This window comes from Maribacter forsetii DSM 18668, from assembly GCF_000744105.1.
Taxonomy (GTDB): domain Bacteria; phylum Bacteroidota; class Bacteroidia; order Flavobacteriales; family Flavobacteriaceae; genus Maribacter; species Maribacter forsetii.
This window is the reverse complement of sequence record NZ_JQLH01000001.1, coordinates 287,285-308,691: the sequence shown is the minus strand read 5'-3', so window position 1 is coordinate 308,691 and position 21,407 is coordinate 287,285. Positions and strand designations below refer to the sequence as shown.

Here is a 21,407-nt window from a genome sequence, read left to right as displayed (position 1 = left end):
TGTTTAAAAAGCCGCGTTTACCTTAGTCATAAATTCACCAATTTTACTAGGCTCTAGCCAACGTGTAACAACCACTACATCATTCTCCTTGTCTATAACAATAAAGTTACCACCAAAACCGGCAGCATAATAGATGTTTTCAGATAATCCTTCCCAATGTCTGGCGCCTTTTTCATTCAACCACCACATGTAACCGTAATTCGCATTTGGTATTGAAGGAGTTGTTGCTTTCTTTATCCAATTTTCTGAAATCAATTGTTCATTCTTCCACTTACCATTGTTTAAAAACAACATTCCAAAACGCGCCATATCTTCGGCACTAATAAAAATACCTGCTCCAGAATGCCCACCACCGGTTACCGATTTCATTTGTAGACCGTCAATTTCTGTCCAAGCATCATCATAACCAAACCAGCGCCACGTAGAAGAAGCACTGATCTTGTCCATAATTCTCTCTTTTAAGACCAAAGGCATTGGTTTACGCCATACATGAGTAAGTGAATATGCCAACACATTAACACGCACATCATTATATTCCATAACCGAACCTGGCTCTTTAGGTTGCGCTAATTTCCAATCATCAATACCACCTTCACTTGGCGGCCTGTCAGCCCAATCTTTTCCGCCCCAAAGTTCGCCAGACCAAGCCGAGTTTTGTTGTAAAAGATGTTCCCATGTTATTTTAGAATTATGTGCTCCATCAAAAGTGCCGTCCCAGATATAATCACCCACCAGGTTTTTTGTATCCGATATAATTCCTTCATCTTCGGCAAGACCTGCCATTGTACTTAAAAAGCTTTTAGTAACACTAAAGGTCATATCTACCCTTTTAGTATCTCCCCATTGTGCGACTATATACCCATTCTTAAGTATCATGCCTGCAGGACCACCTCTTTTCTTTGTAGGACCTAATATATTATGAAATGGTTCTTTTTCAAATCCTTTTGCAATGGCAATACGCAAGTCTCTAGAACCAGAATATTCATTGGCTTCTGCAAAATCTACCGCTTCCTTTAAAGCTGCATCTTTAATTTTAAAATCTTTTGGGGTTTTTACTTCCCAATCTGCATTTCTTTCCGGGAAATAATATTCTTGAGCATTTAAGTTTACAAAACCAATAAATGCAAAAAAAGTAAAATAGTATAATTTCATAAGTGTTAGTTTAATGCTACAAGTTACTTAAATCATAACCCATTAACCAATCTGTTTGTTCATCTTCTCCAATATAATAAGGGTGAGTATCAAATTTTACAAAGCCTTGGCGTTGGTAAAATCGAATAGCTGCAGTATTATGTTCCCAAACCCCTAACCAAAGTTTCTTTTTGCTCATGTTCAAAGCCAAACCCTTAATATAATCTAAGATGTGTTTTCCCAAACCTTTACCTTGATAATGAGCTAAAACATATATACGCTCAAGTTCAATACTTTCATCGGTTTTAAGGTCTGTTTGTGCATCACCAACATTAAGTTTAAAGTAACCAACAAATTTGCTGTTTTGATATGCAAAATAGAAATTGCTATTCTTATTTAACAGCTCCCCTTTAATTTTTTCAATAGCAAAAGCTTTATCTATATAATTCTTGAAATCAACAGCATCATTATCCTTTTCAAAAGCGGTTACAAAAGTTTGTTCAGAAATAAGCCTTAATTGTTTAAGGTCGTCAAGAGAACACAATTTATATTTAAGTTCCATACCCCTAAAATAAAAAAAGGAGCAAATTACTTTGCTCCTAATCGGGGGAAATGTTATAAAAAGGTTGATTTGATAACTTATCTGTTCATTGCACTACCTATTAAGGCAATACTTTTGTTCGTGGGCATTTTTCAATTGCGAACTTATTCTTGTTTTTCTGCAAAGACCTTACCCTCTGTTCTTACCAGAATGGTGCCTTCATCAGTTTCTTGCATTTTTACTAAATCGTCGGGGAAATCAGTGCCTGGATAGCTTACAATATATACGTCACCATTTATGCTCCAGTTAAAATCTGTCAAGTAAACAACTTGCCCATCTTTATAGCCATGAAATCTACCTAAATAGACATCATTAAAAATCCATTCTTCATTATCAATAACCATCTTATTTGTATTGGTAGCCGTTTTCACGGTGTGATTCCAAATACCGATTATAGGATCGTTATTTTCTTCAATTTTAGAACAAGAGGCAACAAGTACCAACAGAACGAGGCAACTAAATACATACTTCATTTTAGGTTAAGTTTCAAAAGTGACTTGGGATCTACTTTTAATTACAATTCAAATATATGTAGTATTTTTCTTACAATAAAGTATTTGTGGTAAAACCTATAAAAAATGTGGTGAACCAAGAGAATTTAGTTCATAAAAACATCATAAACAATGTACAAAGCGGGTATATAAAAAATGAGCAAAAAAAAAAGAGCGACTTATATAAGTCGCTCTTTTTTAAAATCTTTAAAGTAATTTATAACATAAATAACTTTTTAGTAAGTCTTAGAAATCCACTAAAAAAATCATTTCTATAAACTTGTACTTTATGTTCGTTTGCTGTGTGGTTAATTTGAGAATTCATGACGGTTAAGTAATTAATAGGTTATGGGTTTAATTGAGTAATAAAGATACATCTGTTCTTAAGAATTTTGACAATAATTGTTGTGTACTCAATATAACCTGTTGTGAAAAATATGAAAAGCTTATTTCACCGATGATTCACCCTTACCTATTAAACATTCATCTCTTTAACTTCTCCTTTTATTATTAAGTTACCCTCAGTTGCAGTTTTAATATCATCTACCGTAACACCAGGTGCTCTCTCTAATAATAAGAATCCATCTGCCGTTACTTCCAATACGGCTAAATTGGTAACAATCTTCTTAACACAACCCACTCCTGTCAACGGAAGACTACAACGCTTTAAAATCTTAGATTCTCCAGCTCTATTGGTATGCATCATAGCAACGATTATATTTTCTGCGGATGCAACTAAATCCATAGCACCACCCATACCTTTTACCATTTTGCCAGGAATCTTCCAATTGGCAATATCACCATTCTCTGCCACTTCCATAGCACCCAGAATGGTCAAGTCTACGTGTTTACCCCTAATCATGGCAAAACTCGTTGCAGAGTCAAAATAAGATGCGCCTGGTAGCGCCGTAATGGTTTGTTTACCCGCATTAATTAAATCTGCATCTTCTTCCCCTTCTATAGGAAAAGGGCCCATACCCAAAATTCCGTTTTCACTTTGAAATTCAACACTTATATCATCACGTACATAATTGGCAACCAATGTAGGTATACCAATACCAAGGTTAACATAATAGCCGTCTTCCACTTCTTGTGCAATTCTTTTTGCAATTCCGTTTTTATCTAACATGAGCTTATTTTTGACGTACTGTTCTTTGTTCTATTCTTTTCTCATAATCTTTTCCTTGAAAAATGCGTTGAACGAATATTCCCGGAATATGGATTTGATTTGGGTCTAATTCACCCTCTGGCACCAATTCTTCAACCTCGGCTACAGTAATTGTTGCAGCCCCGCACATACAAGGATTAAAATTTCTTGCTGTTCCTTTAAATATCAAGTTACCGGCAGCATCACCTTTCCATGCCTTTACAAAAGCAAAATCTGCCTTAAAGGCTTCTTCTAGAATATGCATTTTACCATTAAACTCCCGTACTTCTTTTCCTTCTGCTACTTCGGTACCATAACCGGCCGGAGTGAAAAATGCAGGAAAACCTGCTTGTGCAGCTCTACACTTTTCTGCAAGAGTACCTTGCGGCGTAAGTTCCACTTCCAGCTCACCACTTAACATTTGTCGTTCAAATTCATCATTCTCCCCCACATAAGAAGACACCATTTTTTTAATTTGATGTTGATGCAACAATAATCCCAAGCCAAAATCGTCTACTCCCGCATTATTAGAAATACAAGTAATATCCTTTACTCCTAATCTTACTAATTCACTAATTGCATTTTCAGGAATACCACAAAGTCCAAAACCACCCAACATAAAGGTCATTCCGTCTTGTACACCTGCCAAAGCCTCAGTTACATTTGCTACTGTTTTACGTATCATTTTGTCGTTAATTATCTTGTCACTAAAATACCGAATTAAAATGGGATAAAATAAAAAAAGGCCTTAGCGTATGCTAAGACCTTTTATACATCATTCTATATGCCATCTAGAAATCTAAATCTTCTAGGTCGTCTTCAATATCATTATCTTCTTTAACACCTTCAGCAAATTTTTCACAGTCAATTTCAATAGACATATTGCTTGGTCGTTCAAAATCTTCTTTGGAAATACCCAGTTCTTCATCTGCATAATTTTTGGTCATATACAAACCCCAAATAGGTAGTGCCATAGAGGCCCCTTGACCATAGGTAATACTTTTAAAATGTACAGCTCTCTCTTCGCCACCTACCCAAACACCAGTAACTAGATTAGGAACCATACCCATAAACCAACCATCACTATTGTTTTGTGTTGTACCTGTTTTACCTGCGATAGGGTTTGTCAATTTATAAGGGTAGCCAGTAATTATTTTATCATACTCTGGTCTCCACTTATTATAGCCAGTAGTACGTAATCGTGTACCTGACCCACCTTGTGTAACACCTTTCATTAAATCTAAAATAGCGTATGAAACATCTTTACTTAACACATCTTTAGTCTCTGGTACATATTCATATAATACGGTACCATCTTTATTTTCTATACGAGTTACCATTACCGGTTTCACGTACACCCCTTGGTTGGCAAAAGCACCATAGGCACCTACCATTTCATACACATTAACATCTACAGTACCCAATGCAATTGAAGGTACTTCTAAAATATCTCCGCTCAAACCTAAGTTACGCACCATACTAACTACAGATTTTGGACCAACCTCATCTATTAATTGTGCAGTAACTGTATTGACCGAGTTTGCTAGTGCCTTTTTCAACGTATAACTATTACCGGAATATTTAAGGTTAGAATTTCTTGGACACCAAGGTTCCATATTTCCATGTTTACCAGCTTCAATACAGTATTGCGTATCTGGGCGAGTTTCACAAGGTGATAGTCGTAATTGATCTATAGCCGCAGCATATACAAAAGGTTTAAAAGTAGAACCCGCCTGCCTTGCTCCTTGTATAACATTGTCATACTGAAAATGCTTGTAATTGATACCACCAACCCATGCTTTTACATGACCCGTTTGTGGCTCCATAGACATCATTGCCGTTCTTAAGAACGCTTTGTAATAACGAATGGAATCTCTTGGGGTAAGAATAGTATCTTTTTCTTTGGTAGGGCTTTTCCAATCGAAAACAGTCATTTCGGTTTTCTTATCAAAAGACTCGCGAATTTCTTTTTCAGATTTTCCGGCAGCTTTCATAATTTTCCATCGATCAGAATTCTTCATGGCACGTTCCATAATACCTTTAGTTTCCTCTGGAGTAATATCTAAGAAAGGAGCTGTTTTATTTCTATCTGGTGTATTCTGATGAAAGAATTCCGCTTGCAATTTAGTCATATGCTCATTGACCGCTTCTTCTGCATTAGCTTGCATTTTAGAGTCGATAGTAGTGTAGATTTTTAATCCGTCTAAATACAGATTATACTTATCTGGCTCGTCACCTATGGCCGGCTTAGGATTTTTGTTTATCCAATCTTTCATGAATCGCTGTAGGTACATTCTAAAGTAAGTAGCCAAACCTACACTATGCGTTTCCGGATTATAATTAATATCCATCTTCATAGCCTGTAGCGAGTCTTTTTCTACCTCGGTGATGTAATCGTATTTTGCCATTTGGGCAAGAACTACGTCTCTACGATCCTTTACCATTTCTTCCCTACGCATAGGGTTGAATAACGATGAGTTTTTGAACATACCCACCAACATAGCAGACTCTTCAACTTTAAGGTCTTTTGGCTCTTTACCGAAATAAATACGTGCAGCAGAACGAATACCATCTGCATTATTACCAAAATCATAGATATTAAAATACATACTAATGATTTCTTCTTTGGTATAACTACGCTCAAGTCTTATGGCTAGCACCCACTCTTTAATCTTTTGTTTTACAGCATCGAACTTACTTCTAGAACGAACACCAACAAAAAGCTGACGTGCTAATTGCTGAGAAATGGTACTTGCACCACCTTTACTACCTAAATATGCAAAAGCCCTAACTGTACCTCTAGCGTCTATACCAGAATGATCTTTAAAACGAGCATCTTCTGTTGCAATCAAAGCATTTACCAAATTATCAGGTAACTCATCAAACTTTACATCGGTACGGTTATCATCTAAGTAGAATTTACCCAACAAATTACCGTCTGAAGAGATAATCTGTGATGCCAAGTTTGTCTGCGGATTTTCTAAATATTCATAAGGTGGCAATTCACCGAACAATCCCCATGAAGCAGATAAAAATATCAAAGCCACAATAGCAATACCCGATGCAAACAAAATCCAAAACCATAAAATGAATTTAGAAAAACTATTCGTTGTTTTTTTCTTTACCTGTTTTGCCATTGTTTACGGGGTGCTTTTTGTTACTTCTATACCAACATCTGTAATACCTTCTAGACCAATAATTCCAGAAACATTACCATTTTTTCGCATCGCTTGTGATACCTCAATAGTATATACGCCAGAAGATGAAAAAACGATGTTTTCTTTATACCATAATTTATTTTCCTTGATACTACCACTACCCTTACCAAGCCATGTACCATCTGGCAATGACATTGCATATTCTAAGGTATCTTTAGTTACCTCACCCTCAGGCGTAGTCAATGAAGCAATAATAAATAAGTTGCTGTAAGGAAAAGTATTATCGTTACGAACATTGATAAAGATATCATGTGCTGCAACAGTATCCATTTTAGACAGGGAGAATTCAAGAACATTGTCTTTATTCCACACCCCATCTTCTAAGGTTTGGTATTCAGTTTTTATAATATTGCTGTCACAAGAAGCAAATAGCACAAGTGCTAAAAAACAACAAAATATACTACGCATCCTTCTTTTGATTTCTGTTACGATTTCTATTCTTGTTCTTATTCTTGTTGCGGTTGCGGTTTTTATTCTTGTTCCTGTTTTTGTTTCTATTTCCTCCGCCTTTAGGCTTATCAAAACGGGTAAGGCTATCCTGACCAACAACATTCTCAAAAACGACTTTTTCTTCTACGACAACTTCCATTGCGTACATCTCCAAACTAGAAACCTTCTCTTTTTTCTTGTTCTTTGCTAAAATTTCGTTTACCTGATCTTTAGAAAGTACATGCCAGTTACCTGGATCCTCTTTATAAGAGAACCATAGCATTTCTTTGAAAATATCGGTTTTCTGACAAAAAGCAAGTCCTTTTTCAGTAAACAGTTTGGTGTCTTGTGAAGGAAAATCTTTTAATGCGTCTAAATACACATCTAACTCATAATTTAAACAACACTTTAATTTACCACATTGACCTGCAAGTTTTTGCGGGTTCAATGACAACTGTTGGTAACGTGCTGCAGAAGTACTCACCGATCTAAAATCCGTTAGCCAGGTTGAGCAACATAACTCTCTACCACAAGAACCTATACCACCAAGTCGCTGTGCTTCTTGGCGATACCCTATTTGGCGCATTTCAATACGAATACCGAAAGCTTTTGCCATATCTTTTATCAACTGACGAAAATCTACACGTTCATCGGCTGTATAGTAAAAAGTTGCTTTTGATCCATCACCTTGAAACTCAACATCGGAAATCTTCATTTGAAGCTTTAAGATGATAGCAATTTCACGTGCTCTTTTCTTAATTTCTTCTTCTCTATCTCTACATTTCTGCCAAATATCAATGTCTTTCTGGCTCGCTTTTCTATACACTTTTGGCGCCTCTTCATCAGTGAAAGACACTTTTTTCCGTTTCATTTGCACGCGTACAAGTTCACCCGTTAAGGTAACCATACCAATGTCATGACCAGATTGTGCTTGTGTGGCAACGATATCACCTATGGAAAGTGAGAGATTCTCTGTATTTCTAAAAAACTCTTTTCTACTATTTTTAAATCTTACTTCAACAAAATCGAATGGTCGTTCCCCATTAGGGAGCGACATATTTGAAAGCCAGTCAAAGACTGTCAGTTTATTGCAACCATCTGTACCGCAAGTACCGTTATTCTTGCATCCCTTTGGTTGTCCATCCTTACCGGTAGAACAACTACTACAACTCATATTATATATATTGGTTTGGTCGAATTATATAAAATTCACCAAAAAAGGTTCATAAAAAACTTATAGGTAAAGATACAGTTTTTTTAATGTGAAATAAAAGTGAAATTAGCGGTGATGGTTTTAAATAGTGACTTTACCAATAACTGAAGACCATTTCTAAAACCTAAAAAGACAGCGAAAAACACTGCCTTTTTATAATATATCATATAGTTTAATGACATAAACCATATGGAATGATAAAGCCTACTTTTTAAACTTCAGCACTTCTGATCGTCCTTTTTTAAATATCTTATTACTGACCACTTTTCCTTTTCTTAAAGCTTTTTGCTCTTCATATGGTAGCTCATGTACTTCTTTACAGGCATCTGAACAGCAATCGTTCATTTTTTCTACACAAGATTTACATTGAATAAATAATAGATGACAAGCTTCGTTGGCACAATTTACATGCTCATCACAAGGCTCTCCACATTGATGACAATTGGCAATAACATCATCACTTATACGCTCACCCCTTCTATGGTCAAATACAAAGTTTTTACCCTTGAATTTATTTTCAAGATTATTCTTTTCTACTTGTCTTGTGTACTCAATAATTCCACCTTCTAACTGGTATACTTGCTCAAAACCTTTGTGTTTGTAATAAGCACTTGCTTTTTCACATCGAATACCACCGGTACAATACATTACCAGTTTCTTATCTTTTTTATGATCGGCTAAATCGCGTTCAATTATATCTAGGGAATCTCTAAACGTATCTACATCTGGTGTAACGGCATTTTTAAAATGACCTATTTCACTTTCATAATGGTTTCGCATATCTACCAGAACGGTATCTGGGTCTTCAATAAGTTCATTGAACTTTTCTGCACCTACATGAATACCTTTATTGGTTACATCAAAAGAATTATCCTCTAATCCGTCCGCTACAATCTTCTTACGCACTTTCACTTTTAACTTTAAAAATGAAAGATTGTCTTGCTCAATAGCAATATTAAGTCGCACATTCTCCAGAAATGAAATACTATCTAGATGCGCTTTAAAAACATTGAAATTTTCAGCTGGTACAGAAAGTTGGGCATTAATACCCTCGTGGGCAACATAAATTCGCCCAAGAACATCCATATCGTTCCAGTTGATAAAAAGGTGGTTTCTAAAAATGTTGGTATTACCAATGTGTGCATAGGTATAGAAAGAGATGGTAAGGCGTTCCTTACCCGCTTCTTCAATTAAAGCTGCTCTTTCTATTGCACTTAACGTATTGTACAGTTGCATGCTATACTAATAATTTAAGTCTGCCTTTAGGCAGAAGGTTTATAGAAAAATTTTGAATAGCAAAAATAGTTATAATATTGAAAATGCACCTATCTTATTATGCTTAACCACCTTAAAGCATAAAAAAAGAGCCTTGATTTTAGCAAGACTCTTTATCGGTTATTCCATTCTTCTCTTTTTCATAGCATTATTGAAAAACATACATGAAGGAGATAACCACCTATAATCGCCGAAAATCAAAAGCGATTGATAACCAATTAGGTAACTTATATTTATTAAAAGATGGCGATTAATTAAAATGGTTGCGTAATCATTTCAATATTGTTCAATTCAAAAAAGATTTGGTAATTTAGCTTTCCAAAAAAATAGAGAATGAGTTCTGAAAAAGAAGCAAAATTAAAAGCATTAAAGTTGACCCTTGACAAGATGGATAAAACCTACGGTAAGGGCGCTGTAATGAAACTGGGGGATAGCGTTGTTGCAGATGTTGAAGTGATACCTTCTGGCTCTTTAGGTTTAGATATAGCATTAGGCGTAGGCGGTTACCCAAGAGGTCGTGTAATTGAAATTTACGGACCGGAATCTTCAGGTAAAACCACCCTTACCTTACACGCAATTGCAGAAGCACAAAAAAACGGAGGTATAGCAGCGTTTATTGACGCAGAGCATGCATTTGATCGTTTTTACGCTCAAAAATTAGGTGTAGATATAGACAATTTAATTATCTCTCAACCAGATAATGGTGAACAAGCATTGGAAATTGCCGATAACCTAATTAGATCAGGAGCTATAGATATTGTAGTTGTCGATTCTGTTGCTGCCTTAACTCCAAAAAGTGAGATCGAGGGCGAAATGGGAGATTCTAAAATGGGTCTTCATGCACGTTTAATGTCACAAGCATTAAGAAAGCTTACCGGTTCTATCAGTAAAACAAATTGTACTGTAATATTCATTAACCAATTACGTGAAAAAATTGGTGTAATGTTCGGTAATCCAGAAACGACTACCGGTGGTAATGCACTTAAATTCTACGCATCTGTTCGTTTAGATATTAGAAGGTCTACACAAATAAAAGATACAGATGGTAATGTTCAAGGTAACAAGACCAGAGTTAAGGTTGTTAAGAATAAAGTAGCGCCACCTTTCCGTACCACTGAATTTGACATTATGTATGGTGAAGGTATTTCTAAGGTTGGTGAAGTGATCGACTTAGGTGTGGAATACGAAATAGTAAAAAAGAGTGGATCATGGTTCAGCTATGGTGACACAAAATTAGGTCAAGGCCGTGATGCGGTTAAAAACCTACTTTTAGATAATCCTGAATTGTTTGAGGAATTAGATGGTAAGATTAGAGAAGCCATTGCTGCCTTAAATGCTTAAAATCAGTTTTATTTAAGCAAACATAAATGAGTTAACGCAACCATTGCAGCTACTTTTCATCTTATTACAAAATAGTTGTACGATGAAAATTAAGTTGATGTTATTGACTTTGGTCTTAGCATTTATATGCAATGGTTGTTCTATTGATGATGATGACGCCAATTTCCATTTCACAGCATTGGAAATTGTTGATGCAGAAGTACCAGAATCTTTTGATCTCAATGAGGTCTATACGATTTCTGTAAATTATTTAAAACCGGATAGTTGCACCAACTATGAAGGTTTTGACGTTGTTAAAGATTCCCTGACCGTTAGAAGTGTTGTTGCCATAGGGGCGGTAAGAACTGATTTTGAAGATTGTATGGAAGAATTAATAGAAGAAACAGCGTCTTTCAATTTCCAGGTAATTTATACCGAACCCTATACATTTAAATTTTATAAAGGAGATAATAGCGACGGAGAAGCAGAATATATGGAAATTGTCGTTCCAGTAAACAACCCTTAAAACAACCAACCATTTGTGAGTCTAGAAGAACTCATACATAATTGTAAAAAAGGAGACCGTAAAGCACAGGAACTGTTGTATAGAGCCTATGCCACTACGCTATTTGGTATATGCCTTAAATACTCCAAATCAAAATCACAGGCAGAAGACACCTTACATGATAGTTTTATGACTATTTATGACAAAATAGGTCAGTTTAAAAACAAAGGTTCCTTTGAAGGTTGGATGAAAAGAATTACCGTTAATACGGCGCTACAAAAATATAGAAAGCAAGAATACTTAAACGTAGTTACAGAAAATACAGAAGAGGAAGTAACCGTAGATAATGCCTTTGACGATATTAGCTTACAAACCTTATTAAGTTATATACAAGAATTACCGAATAAATACCGTGCTACATTCAACCTATATGTTATGGATGGATATACGCATAAAGAAATTAGCGAAATGCTTGGAACAACAGTGGGCACCTCTAAATCTAATCTTGCTAGGGCACGCGCATTGTTAAAAGAAAAAATAGAAACTAAGATCACGCAATCTATTGTTAGTGTCTTAATTATAATATCAACACACTTTTTATAATCTCATTTTGATTATAAACAGAAATAGTACTAGATGCAGAAGAAAAATATAGACGAACTTTTCCGAGATAAGTTATCGGACTTCAAGCAAACACCAGACAATAAGGTCTGGCGTGCGATTGATGCGTCATTGGACAAAAGAAAAAAGAAAAGAATCATTCCTTTATGGTGGTCATTTGGGGGCATTGCAGCTGCTATAATGATTGGTTTATTAGTATTCAATCCTTTTACCGAAGAACACACTACCAATGAAATTTTGGTAGATACTGATAACGAATCAGAAGTAATAAATGATATTCAACCAACTTCCAAAACTGAGGTTTTTATTGATTCTATAGATAACAACACCAACCCAATTGTTGAGCAATCTACTACGGTTAAAGAAGAACAATCTTCAGATGCCAAAAGCAACTCATTAAACAACAAAGATGATTATAACAGGGGTGCAGTAGTTAATAACAATTCAAACCAGAACTCTGAACCAGTAAGCATTATTGCGAAAAAAAATACAACTGCTTCGGATAATAATGCTACAGCGCATGAAGCATTGATGGCTGAAAATACCGCTAGCCCACGAACTGCTAAAAATGATATTGAAAATTCATCTAACCATATCCAAAAAACAAAAGTGATGATTGCCGACAATAATACGGATGCTATTATTCAGTCAGACTCCAATAATATGGTTAAAGAAAACGCTATAGCTGAGAATACTAACGTCAAAGAAATAACGGAAGTGGAAGAGCCTAACAAGAAATCCATTTTTGAAGAAATAGAAGGTCAAGAAGAATTAAAAAAGCAGAAAGTTACGAGTAACAGATGGTCTGCAGGTCCAAATATTGCACCGGTATATTTTAATGCACTTGGTGAAGGTTCACCGGTGAACTCTATTTTTACCCCTAACACTAAAAGTGGTAATGTAAATATGAGTTACGGTGTAACCGTCGCTTATGCCGTGACCAAAAAACTTACTATTCGTTCTGGGATCAATAAAGTTGATTATGGTTATGACACGGAAGATGTAGCATTTTCCTCTTCTTCTAGTTTAGCTTCTAAAGGTGGTCAATTATCCACAATTAATTATGCCGAAACCTCAAATACATTGACAATTGCAAGTAACATTGTTACTTCTGAAAAGTACACCACTACCAATTTAGCCCAAGACGTTACAGCAAAAAGCCCTACAAGAGATGGGTTTATGTCTCAACAGTTTGGTTACTTGGAGCTTCCTTTAGAGTTGAATTATACCCTATTGGATAAAAAATTCGGAGTAAACATAATTGGCGGTGTTAGTTCACTTTTCCTAATAGATAATTCGGTTTCACTAACCTCTGGAGATTTAACTACAGAAATTGGAGAAGCAAATAACATAAATGACCTGAATTTCAGTGCCAATATGGGTCTTGGTCTCAACTATAATTTTTCCCAAAAAGTAAGATTTAATGTTGAACCTATATTTAAATATCAATTAAATACGTTTTCTGACATTAATGGTACTTTTAGACCTTATTCAGTTGGGGTTTACAGCGGACTCACCTTTCAATTTTAGAAATCAAATATGAAGAAGCACATATTAAGTTGTTTTTGTCTTTTTAGCAGTATTGTATATTCTCAAAACCAGAGTGACGCGAATATTACTTCTGAAGAACATCATGAATTAAAAATAAACGGTCTTTTTTAGTCTTGGGTGCTATTGAAGTAGATTATCAGTATTTACTTAACGAAGAGTCTGCCATAGGTGTTGATTTATTGTTTGCTTTCGATGATGAGACTCTTGACGTCAACTATTATGTAGCGCCCTACTATCGTCAATATTTCGGAAAAAAATATGCCTCAGGTTTTTTTGTAGAAGCTTTTGGTATGTTAAATTCTGTTGATGATTATACTTACAGATCTTACTATGACGAACCAACCGACACCTATTTTTCAAATTCTAGATATGATGATAATCTTGTCGATTTTGCTTTAGGTATTGGCACGGGTGTAAAACTAATCACCAAAGGAGGCTTTATCGTCGAAATAGATTTGGGTATAGGTCGCAATCTATTTAAAAACGATAGAGGTTTTACAATTATTGGTAAAGGAGGTATTAACCTTGGTTACAGGTTCTAGCTATTTTTAGTTAAATCATTAAGTATTGTCTCCCTAACATTCTTCCTAAGCTCTGCCGTATCTTCTGGCCGTATAGAATGTGTTTCTACGAATGAATGCACCCTAGCCCTACATTTACCTGGACCTCCACTAAAAAATGTAAAAGAGAATCGCTCCTTATTGTCATAAAAGGTCATAGGTACTACTGGTATTTTATGAGCAATGGCCATTTTAAAAGCTCCATCTTTAAACTTATCCAATAATATATGCTCTTCGGGCACACCACCTTCAGGAAAAATACAGATACTTAAACCCTGTTGCAATCTTCTTTGTGCCCTTCTGTAGACAGCCGTTCTACTTTGGGTATTATCTCTATCTACCATGATACATACGCGCTTATAAAAGAATCCAAATAAAGGTATTTTAACCAATTCTTTCTTACCTACGAATACAAACGGATTTCTACTAACGATTAACATTAGCATAATATCAAGCATACTGGTATGATTAGCTACCAACATATAACTCTTCTTTTTAACTAACCGTTGATCATATTTCACTCTAGGGAAACAAAACATACCATACAGTATAAATCTTGCCCATAGGTTCCTGGCCATCCAAAAAAACTGTGGGTACCAAGCTTCTCTTGAAGCAAAAATGACAAGAAATGGAAAAAAGAGTAGAATAGGAATGGCTACTAGAATATAAAACCAAATTCGATATATCGTTTGTAAGGCCCGTTTAAGCAATTTAAGCATAAATCAAAAGTAGTTATTTACGATAGTTTTTTTGTATTTGTTTTACCTTTGCTTTCATAGAATAAAGAAAATGGCAAGAATTTTAACAGGCATTCAAAGTACAGGAACCCCGCATTTAGGAAATATTCTAGGAGCGATTAAGCCAGCAATTGAAATGGCAAATGATCCGGCTAACGAATCTTTTCTATTTATTGCAGATATGCATTCGTTGACACAGATTAAAAATGGCGCAGAACTACGTCATAACACTTATGCTGTTGCCGCAACCTGGCTTGCTTTTGGTTTGGATATAGAGAATACGGTTTTTTACAGACAAAGCGACGTACCACAAACCACCGAGTTGTCTTGGTACCTAAGTTGCTTTTTTCCATACCAACGTCTTACACTAGCTCATTCTTTTAAGGACAAGGCAGATAGATTAGACGATGTAAATGCCGGACTCTTTACTTACCCCATGCTAATGGCTGCAGACATTCTATTATATGATGCAGATATTGTTCCTGTTGGCAAAGATCAAATGCAACATATAGAAATGACAAGAGATGTTGCCTCTCGTTTTCACGCGCAATTAGGTGAAACTTTTGTTATACCTGATGGAAAGGTGCAAGAAGAAACCATGTACATACCGGGTACAGACGGTGCCAAAATGAGTAAGAGCAAGGGTAATTTAATAAGTCTTTTTCAGACCGATAAAAAATTACGTAAGCAGATTATGGGGATACAAACAGACAGCACACCAATGGAGGATCCTAAAGACCCTTCTACTGACAATGTATTTGCACTATATAAAATATTGGCAAGTGAGCCACAAATTGAAGAAATGAGTGCTAATTATTTAGCCGGAAACTATGGATATGGTCATGCAAAACAAGCACTTTACGAAGTGATTGTAAATAAGTTTGAAGAACCCCGCGAGAAGTTTGAATACTACATGAACAATTTAAACGAGATTGATGATGCGCTAGCTTTAGGTGCTGAAAAAGCAAGAAAAGTAGCGGACGGAGTATTAGAAAGAGTTCGTGAAAAGTTAGGTTATTAACTGCCAGCACAAAATGATTACAAATATCAAAAACCGACCTAGTGGTCGGTTTTTTGTTTTTAATAATCCACCCTTTGCAATTTGTATATCGATATTAAAATCAGAAATATCGATTAAGTGTGTATTTAATGAGGTATTTTATACAAACTACATGAAAACAAACTGAGTAGTTTGTAAAATTCTCAGATAGCCTCGAACAATTTTCCTGGTAAAGGTCTAATTACCCCCTTCATTTCCATCGTTAACAAGGTAGATGATGTTCTGTAAATAGGCAGTTTACACTCTAAGGCGATACTGTCTAAAATTTGCTTCCCGTTATTCTGTAAATAGGTATAAATACTTTGTTCTACCTCATCCAATTCAATGAACAATTGTTTTTGAATGCTCTTGTTCTGTTTTTCTTCAATATCCCAATCCAATAAATAAATTAAATCTGCCGCCGATGTCATTACGTGAGCCTTTTGCTGCTTGATCAAGTTATTACAACCTAAACTATATTTATCCGTAGTTCTGCCAGGTACGGCAAAAACATCCCTATTATAACTATTGGCTATATCCGCAGTTACAAGACTCCCCCCTTTTTCCGCAGATTCAACGACAACCGTAGCTTCACTTGCACCAGCAATTATTCTATTTCGTTTCAAGAAATTCTCACGTTCTGGGTTACTTGTACTCCAGAATTCTGTATAAAAGCCACCATTCTTTAGAACATCGGCTTGGTACTTGGCATGTACTTTTGGGTATATTTGATTTAATCCGTGCGCCAAACAACCTATGGTTTGCAATCCGTGCTTGATCGCTTCTCTTTGAATGCAAATATCTACTCCGTATGCAAAACCACTAATGATGACCGGGTCTAAAGGCGCTACTTCTTCAATAAACTGCTCACAAAAAGACATTCCATAGCTCGTAATATTACGAGTGCCTACCACACTTATTAACTTACGGTTCTGTAAATCAATATTCCCTTTCTTAAACATGAGAATAGGTCCGTCTATACAATGTTTTAAATATTTAGGATAGTCATCATCTAAAAAATAGGTACAACTAATATCATTCTTAATAATATAATTGTATTCTGACTCCGCAGCTTCTAAATGCTCCAAGTCAAATAAATGTCTGATGGTATGTGTGCCTATACCATCAATTTTAAGCAGATTTTGCTTTTTATCTTCAAAAATTGCGGATGGACTACCACAATGTGAAATTAATTTCTTTGCAAGTACATCCCCAATATTTGGTACATGTTGCAAACGAAGAATTGCAATGAGTTCATCAGCAGTATGTTGTGTAGTTTTCATTTCTTGTTCACAAATAAGCGAAAAAAATATGTTAATAAAAAGTTACGAAAGGGGTTTTTATACCTCTATATTTTTTCCATATTTGTAATCCTATGGTTTTAGAACACTATATAAGCGATTTACTTTATAGGTACAACTGTGTTGTTGTTCCCGGTTTTGGAGCATTCCTTACCCAAAAAAATTCAGCCAAAATAAATGTGGTTACTAACACGTTTAGCGCGCCAAATAAATCTATTGTTTTCAATAGACAGCTCATCTCAAATGATGGTCTTTTGGTTTCTTATGTATCAAATGCAGAAAAAGTTTCTTATGAAACGGCATTGGTTGAAATTGAAAATCAAGTAAAATCTTGGCAAGAGGTTTTAGTTAAAGAAACTTCTTTGCACTTAAATAATATTGGTTCTTTAACTAAAAATCAAGAAGATAAAATATTGTTTCAACCTGCTAATGAAACAAACTATTTAACTTCATCATTCGGTCTATCTAATTTTAATTCAATACCTGTTACTAGAGAAGTATTAAAGGTTGAAGTAGAAGAAATCGAAGAAAAAATACCGTTCGTTATTAGTCCTGAACGTAGAGAAACCAGCCGTTTTAGACCTTATTTAAAATATGCCGCTATTCTAATGTTGGCATTCTCTACAGGAATAACCGGCTATCGTGCATACCAACAAAAAAATACAAACGAGCAAGTTGCTAGACAAGATGCGGAAGAGTTTGTAAACAAGCAAATACAAGAAGCTACCTTCTTCGACCTATCGCCATTAGAATTACCAACTGTTACGGTTGATGCTACTACAACTTCAGCTGCAAAACCAGTAATGAGAAAGGGTGAAGCAACACATTTTATTGTTGCAGGAGCTTTTAGGGTTAGAGGTAATGCGGATAGAAAGATAGAACAGCTTAAAGCTAGTGGATTTAATGCCGGATATTATGGCACTAACGCTTACGGACTGCACATGGTAACTTTTGATAGTTATACCAATGCAAACGATGCATTAAAAGCATTGCGTGAAATTAAACGTACGCAGTCTAAAGATGCTTGGTTATTAACCGAAAAATAAACCCGTACACATTTTATAAGTACTATTGATGCCCGTATCTTTGCGGAAAATTTCAAATTAATGGAAGCAAAGACTCCTGCAGCATCACGTACTACAATGACCGATTTGGTTTTACCGAGTGAGACCAATGCACTTCAAAATTTATTTGGTGGCGAATTATTGGCCCGTATGGATCGTGCAGCTAGTATTGCTGCCGGTAGACATAGCCGTAGAATTACCGTAACCGCATCTGTAAACCACGTCGCATTTAATTTAGCCATTCCGCTTGGCAGTGTAGTTACTGTAGAAGCTGCCGTTTCTAGAGCATATAACACTTCTATGGAGGTTTATATTGATGTTTGGATAGAAGACCGCTACAGTGGCAAGAGCACTAAGGCAAATGAAGCTATCTATACCTTTGTTGCCGTTGACGAAACAGGTACGCCAACCGAAGTTCCTGAACTAACGCCTGAGACTCCATTGGAAATTACGCGTTTTGAAGGTGCTTTACGTAGAAAGCAATTAAGTTTAGTTCTTGCAGGTAAAATGAAACCTGATAATGCTACAGAACTTAAGGCATTGTTTACGAAGTAGTAGGCTTAATAAAATATAAGTAGCTTACCGAATTATTTTCGAGATAAATAGTAGGAGCTGAAGATGTAACTATAGTATACCTAATTATAAAGAAAATTCTACTAAGCTACCTCTCTGTATAAATCTTTTTCTAATTCTGATTGTTTTAAATCAATCTTAAAAGAAAGATCCATTTCAATTTTGTTTGCATTGTTCCAGATATAAAGTGCAGCCAGACCAATGCTTCCAATTACGAAAAAGGAAATGGAATAGGCAATTAGTCCTCCGTAGGCTAAAGTCAAACATGCTACTAAGAAAGCAACATATACCAAAATTGGCTTAAGAGACCAGTTTAAATTTAAACTTGATGATTTAGTATTCTTCTCTAATTGATTTTGAGTAGATTCTGGATTCAAAGTGATCGTGTTGCTCATAATAGTTCCCTTTTACTGATTAATACCGTAAAATTCGGAAAAAATAACCAACCTAGCCTCACATAATATCATGAAAATCAATATGATAACTCAGAATTAAAGAAATCATATTATTTAAATAACAGAAAAATAGTATTAATAAAATTAGCTACTAAAAATTGAAGTTATCGGGATCAGGACCTGAACGTTCTCCAGTTTCCAATCTATCTAAAAAGGTAATATCAGCATCAGACAGTTCAAAATCAAAAATATCGGCATTAGATGCAATACGTTTTGCATGAACAGACTTTGGGATAGCAACAACACCTTTTTGAAGGTTGTAGCGTAAAATAATTTGTGCAACACTCTTATGATACTTACTGGCTAAATCTGCACAAATATCCAACTCAAAAACCTTACCCTGCATAAAAGGAGACCAAGACTCGTATTGAATTCCGTTATCGGCACAAAAATCGATCAGGTCTTGCTGAACTAAATGCGGATGAAACTCCATTTGGTTCACCATAGGCACCACGGTACAATCGCTCATCAAATCTTCTAAATGATGTTTTAGAAAATTACTTACACCAATAGCTCTAATCTTCTTTTGCGCGTACAAATACTCTAAAGCTCTCCAAGTATCTTTGTATTTGCCTTCAACCGGCCAATGAATAAGATATAAATCAAGGTAGTCTACACCTAAACGTTCTAAACTCGCATCAAAAGCTTTCAATGTTTCTTCATATCCTTGATCGGAATTCCAAACTTTGGTCACCAAGAAAATTTCACTTCTATTTAATCCACTTTCTCGTATACCCTTACCTACGCCCTCTTCATTTTTATAAGCAGCAGCAGTATCTATATGACGATACCCCAATTGAAGTGCACTCTTTATTGCATCTACAACCTCTTGATCATTATCTGATTGATAAGTACCTAAGCCTAAATAAGGCATTTGAACCCCATTGCGCAGTTCAAAGCTTCCTTTAATATCCGTAATTCTTTGTTGCTGTTTCATTTGTGTAAAGTTTTAAAGACGATACACCCATTCTTCTGGATTAAGACGAGATGTATCTTGATATAGATAGAATTTTAATCGTGTCTGACCATTGTTCTTATTCGTGTAAACTACGCCAAGTTCTTCTTTACTGGCTACTTTATCGCCCTTTTTCACATAAAGCTCAGAAAGGTTATAATAGGTACTAATAAAATTACCATGTTTGATCTGCACCCCTTTATTACCGCCTGGTACCGCTAAAATAGCAATTACCTCGCCTTCAAAAATGGCACGGGCTTTAGAACCCTCATCAGTTGCAATGATAACGCCGTTACTTTGATGTTTTATTCCTGGATAAACCGGATCGGCATATACTCCAAAACCTTGACTTTTAATTCCTTTTTCAACCGGCCAGATAAGCTTGCCTTTATTTGCGGAAAAGTTATTTGCAATTACGGTTGCTTCAGGAGTTAAAACGAACTTACTAGTATTTTTAGTCTTGCTACCAGATTTTTTATTAGAAGCTGCAATAGCACTTCTGATCAGCTTTTCTATCTGCTGATCGATCTTTCTAGCTTCCTTCTTTTTCTTATCAATGGCACTGGTATACTTACTCTCATTCTTACGGATAATTCCCAACAATGCTTTCTGAGTCTGTATTTCAGCGAATAATTGATTTTTTGCCTTTTTATTTTGAGCCAATAAAACCTCTTTCACTTTTCGCTCTTCGTTCAAATCTGCATTTAAGCGCGAAAGTTCTTCGGTTTTAGCCAATATTTGAGCTCCCTGTTCTTTTCTATAGTCTGTATACTGTTTCATATACTGAAGCCTTTTAAACGCCTGAAAAAAGCTTTCCGAAGATAACAGGAACATTAATCTATTTTGTTTGGATTTGTTCTGATATGACTTCTGAATCATTTTGGCGTACTCATCCTTTACTTCTTGCAGCTCTGTCTTTAGCTTACCTATATTTCTAATATTGGTATTGATCTGCCTATTCAACAAATTTGATTGTTGATTGGTAACACGAATTAACTGTTGACGAACGGTAATTTTTTTATCCAACGCCTCCATTTGATCTAAGACATTCCCTTTTTCCTTTTTCTCGGCAAAAAGCAATCTGTTGATATCACGTATTTCAGATTGAAGCTGCTCACGTTTTTCCTCTAAGGCTTTTTGCTCACTAGTCTGCGCAATAGCAGAGACTGCAGTGAACAGTACTAATAGAAAAAAAACATTTTTTAATTTGAACAACATCTG

22 protein-coding genes are annotated in these 21,407 nt (G+C 35.5%); 8 read left to right on the top strand and 14 right to left on the bottom strand.

Annotated elements, in window-relative coordinates:
* Positions 1-3: 3 nt before the first annotated feature.
* The 9 genes from P177_RS01340 to trhO all read right to left on the bottom strand — a co-directional run bounded on the left by P177_RS01340 (position 4) and on the right by trhO (position 9,466).
* Entirely contained in the window at positions 4-1,152 is a 1,149-nt protein-coding gene (locus tag P177_RS01340) for a serine hydrolase domain-containing protein (RefSeq protein WP_036151079.1), read from the bottom strand.
* A gap of 16 nt (positions 1,153-1,168) precedes the next feature.
* On the bottom strand, positions 1,169-1,693 hold the full coding sequence (locus tag P177_RS01335; RefSeq protein WP_036151077.1) for a GNAT family N-acetyltransferase: 525 nt from the start codon (positions 1,691-1,693) through the stop codon (positions 1,169-1,171).
* A gap of 143 nt (positions 1,694-1,836) precedes the next feature.
* A complete protein-coding gene (locus P177_RS01330) occupies positions 1,837-2,205 on the bottom strand; it encodes a hypothetical protein (protein ID WP_036151075.1) in 369 nt (122 codons plus the stop codon).
* Between the two features lie 493 nt (positions 2,206-2,698).
* Positions 2,699-3,352 carry a CoA transferase subunit B gene (locus P177_RS01325; protein ID WP_036151074.1) on the bottom strand — a complete coding sequence of 218 codons (654 nt, stop codon included), beginning with the start codon at positions 3,350-3,352 and terminating at the stop codon, positions 2,699-2,701.
* A 4-nt stretch (positions 3,353-3,356) separates the two neighbouring features.
* Positions 3,357-4,055, bottom strand: a complete 699-nt coding sequence (locus P177_RS01320) for a CoA transferase subunit A (protein ID WP_036151072.1) — start codon at positions 4,053-4,055, stop codon at positions 3,357-3,359.
* Positions 4,056-4,161: 106 nt separating this feature from the next.
* Positions 4,162-6,507: a transglycosylase domain-containing protein gene (locus tag P177_RS01315; RefSeq protein ID WP_036151070.1), complete on the bottom strand. Its 2,346-nt coding sequence runs from the start codon at positions 6,505-6,507 to the stop codon at positions 4,162-4,164.
* 3 nt (positions 6,508-6,510) lie between these two features.
* The gene (locus P177_RS01310; protein WP_036151069.1) at positions 6,511-6,996 is read right to left on the bottom strand and encodes a gliding motility lipoprotein GldH; all 486 of its coding nucleotides are present in this window, start codon (positions 6,994-6,996) and stop codon (positions 6,511-6,513) included.
* The gene (locus P177_RS01305; protein ID WP_036151068.1) at positions 6,989-8,191 is read right to left on the bottom strand and encodes a PSP1 domain-containing protein; all 1,203 of its coding nucleotides are present in this window, start codon (positions 8,189-8,191) and stop codon (positions 6,989-6,991) included. The genes P177_RS01310 and P177_RS01305 overlap by 8 nt, the downstream gene beginning before the upstream one ends.
* Positions 8,192-8,434: 243 nt before the next feature.
* On the bottom strand, positions 8,435-9,466 hold the full coding sequence (gene trhO / locus P177_RS01300) for an oxygen-dependent tRNA uridine(34) hydroxylase TrhO (protein WP_036151066.1): 1,032 nt from the start codon (positions 9,464-9,466) through the stop codon (positions 8,435-8,437).
* 372 nt (positions 9,467-9,838) lie between these two features.
* On the opposite strand from trhO, the gene recA reads away from it, so the two are divergent.
* The 5 genes from recA (at position 9,839) to P177_RS01275 (ending at position 14,044) form a co-directional block, all read left to right on the top strand.
* On the top strand, positions 9,839-10,846 hold the full coding sequence (recA, locus tag P177_RS01295) for a recombinase RecA (protein ID WP_036151063.1): 1,008 nt from the start codon (positions 9,839-9,841) through the stop codon (positions 10,844-10,846).
* Between the two features lie 82 nt (positions 10,847-10,928).
* Positions 10,929-11,351 (top strand): hypothetical protein, encoded by a 423-nt coding sequence (locus P177_RS01290; protein ID WP_036151062.1) that lies wholly within the window; start codon positions 10,929-10,931, stop codon positions 11,349-11,351.
* A 15-nt stretch (positions 11,352-11,366) separates the two neighbouring features.
* A complete protein-coding gene (locus tag P177_RS01285) occupies positions 11,367-11,933 on the top strand; it encodes an RNA polymerase sigma factor (RefSeq protein WP_036151057.1) in 567 nt (188 codons plus the stop codon).
* A gap of 33 nt (positions 11,934-11,966) precedes the next feature.
* Entirely contained in the window at positions 11,967-13,481 is a 1,515-nt protein-coding gene (locus tag P177_RS19260; protein ID WP_051941670.1) for a porin family protein, read from the top strand.
* 134 nt (positions 13,482-13,615) lie between these two features.
* The gene (locus P177_RS01275; protein ID WP_051941669.1) at positions 13,616-14,044 is read left to right on the top strand and encodes a hypothetical protein; all 429 of its coding nucleotides are present in this window, start codon (positions 13,616-13,618) and stop codon (positions 14,042-14,044) included.
* On the opposite strand, the gene P177_RS01270 is transcribed toward P177_RS01275, so the two are convergent.
* Complete coding sequence (locus P177_RS01270) at positions 14,041-14,781, bottom strand: lysophospholipid acyltransferase family protein (protein ID WP_036151053.1); 741 nt, start codon at positions 14,779-14,781, stop codon at positions 14,041-14,043. The two genes, P177_RS01275 and P177_RS01270, sit on opposite strands and share 4 nt — an antisense overlap.
* A 70-nt stretch (positions 14,782-14,851) precedes the next feature.
* Between P177_RS01270 and trpS the strand changes: the two genes are divergently transcribed.
* Positions 14,852-15,820 (top strand): tryptophan--tRNA ligase, encoded by a 969-nt coding sequence (gene trpS / locus P177_RS01265; protein WP_036151051.1) that lies wholly within the window; start codon positions 14,852-14,854, stop codon positions 15,818-15,820.
* A gap of 182 nt (positions 15,821-16,002) precedes the next feature.
* Here the strand turns inward: trpS and dprA are convergent, their stop codons facing one another.
* The gene (gene dprA / locus P177_RS01260; RefSeq protein ID WP_036151050.1) at positions 16,003-17,121 is read right to left on the bottom strand and encodes a DNA-processing protein DprA; all 1,119 of its coding nucleotides are present in this window, start codon (positions 17,119-17,121) and stop codon (positions 16,003-16,005) included.
* 92 nt (positions 17,122-17,213) lie between these two features.
* Here dprA and P177_RS01255 point away from each other — a divergent pair, with 92 nt between their 5' ends.
* Entirely contained in the window at positions 17,214-18,185 is a 972-nt protein-coding gene (locus P177_RS01255; RefSeq protein ID WP_036151048.1) for an HU domain-containing protein, read from the top strand.
* 60 nt (positions 18,186-18,245) lie between these two features.
* Entirely contained in the window at positions 18,246-18,758 is a 513-nt protein-coding gene (locus P177_RS01250; protein WP_036151042.1) for an acyl-CoA thioesterase, read from the top strand.
* Between the two features lie 101 nt (positions 18,759-18,859).
* Here the strand turns inward: P177_RS01250 and P177_RS01245 are convergent, their stop codons facing one another.
* The 3 genes from P177_RS01245 to P177_RS01235 form a co-directional block, all read right to left on the bottom strand.
* A complete protein-coding gene (locus tag P177_RS01245) occupies positions 18,860-19,171 on the bottom strand; it encodes a hypothetical protein (protein ID WP_036151040.1) in 312 nt (103 codons plus the stop codon).
* A gap of 151 nt (positions 19,172-19,322) precedes the next feature.
* Positions 19,323-20,168 carry an aldo/keto reductase gene (locus tag P177_RS01240; protein ID WP_036151038.1) on the bottom strand — a complete coding sequence of 282 codons (846 nt, stop codon included), beginning with the start codon at positions 20,166-20,168 and terminating at the stop codon, positions 19,323-19,325.
* A gap of 12 nt (positions 20,169-20,180) precedes the next feature.
* Entirely contained in the window at positions 20,181-21,404 is a 1,224-nt protein-coding gene (locus P177_RS01235; protein WP_036151036.1) for a murein hydrolase activator EnvC family protein, read from the bottom strand.
* Between the last annotated feature and the right edge of the window lie 3 nt (positions 21,405-21,407).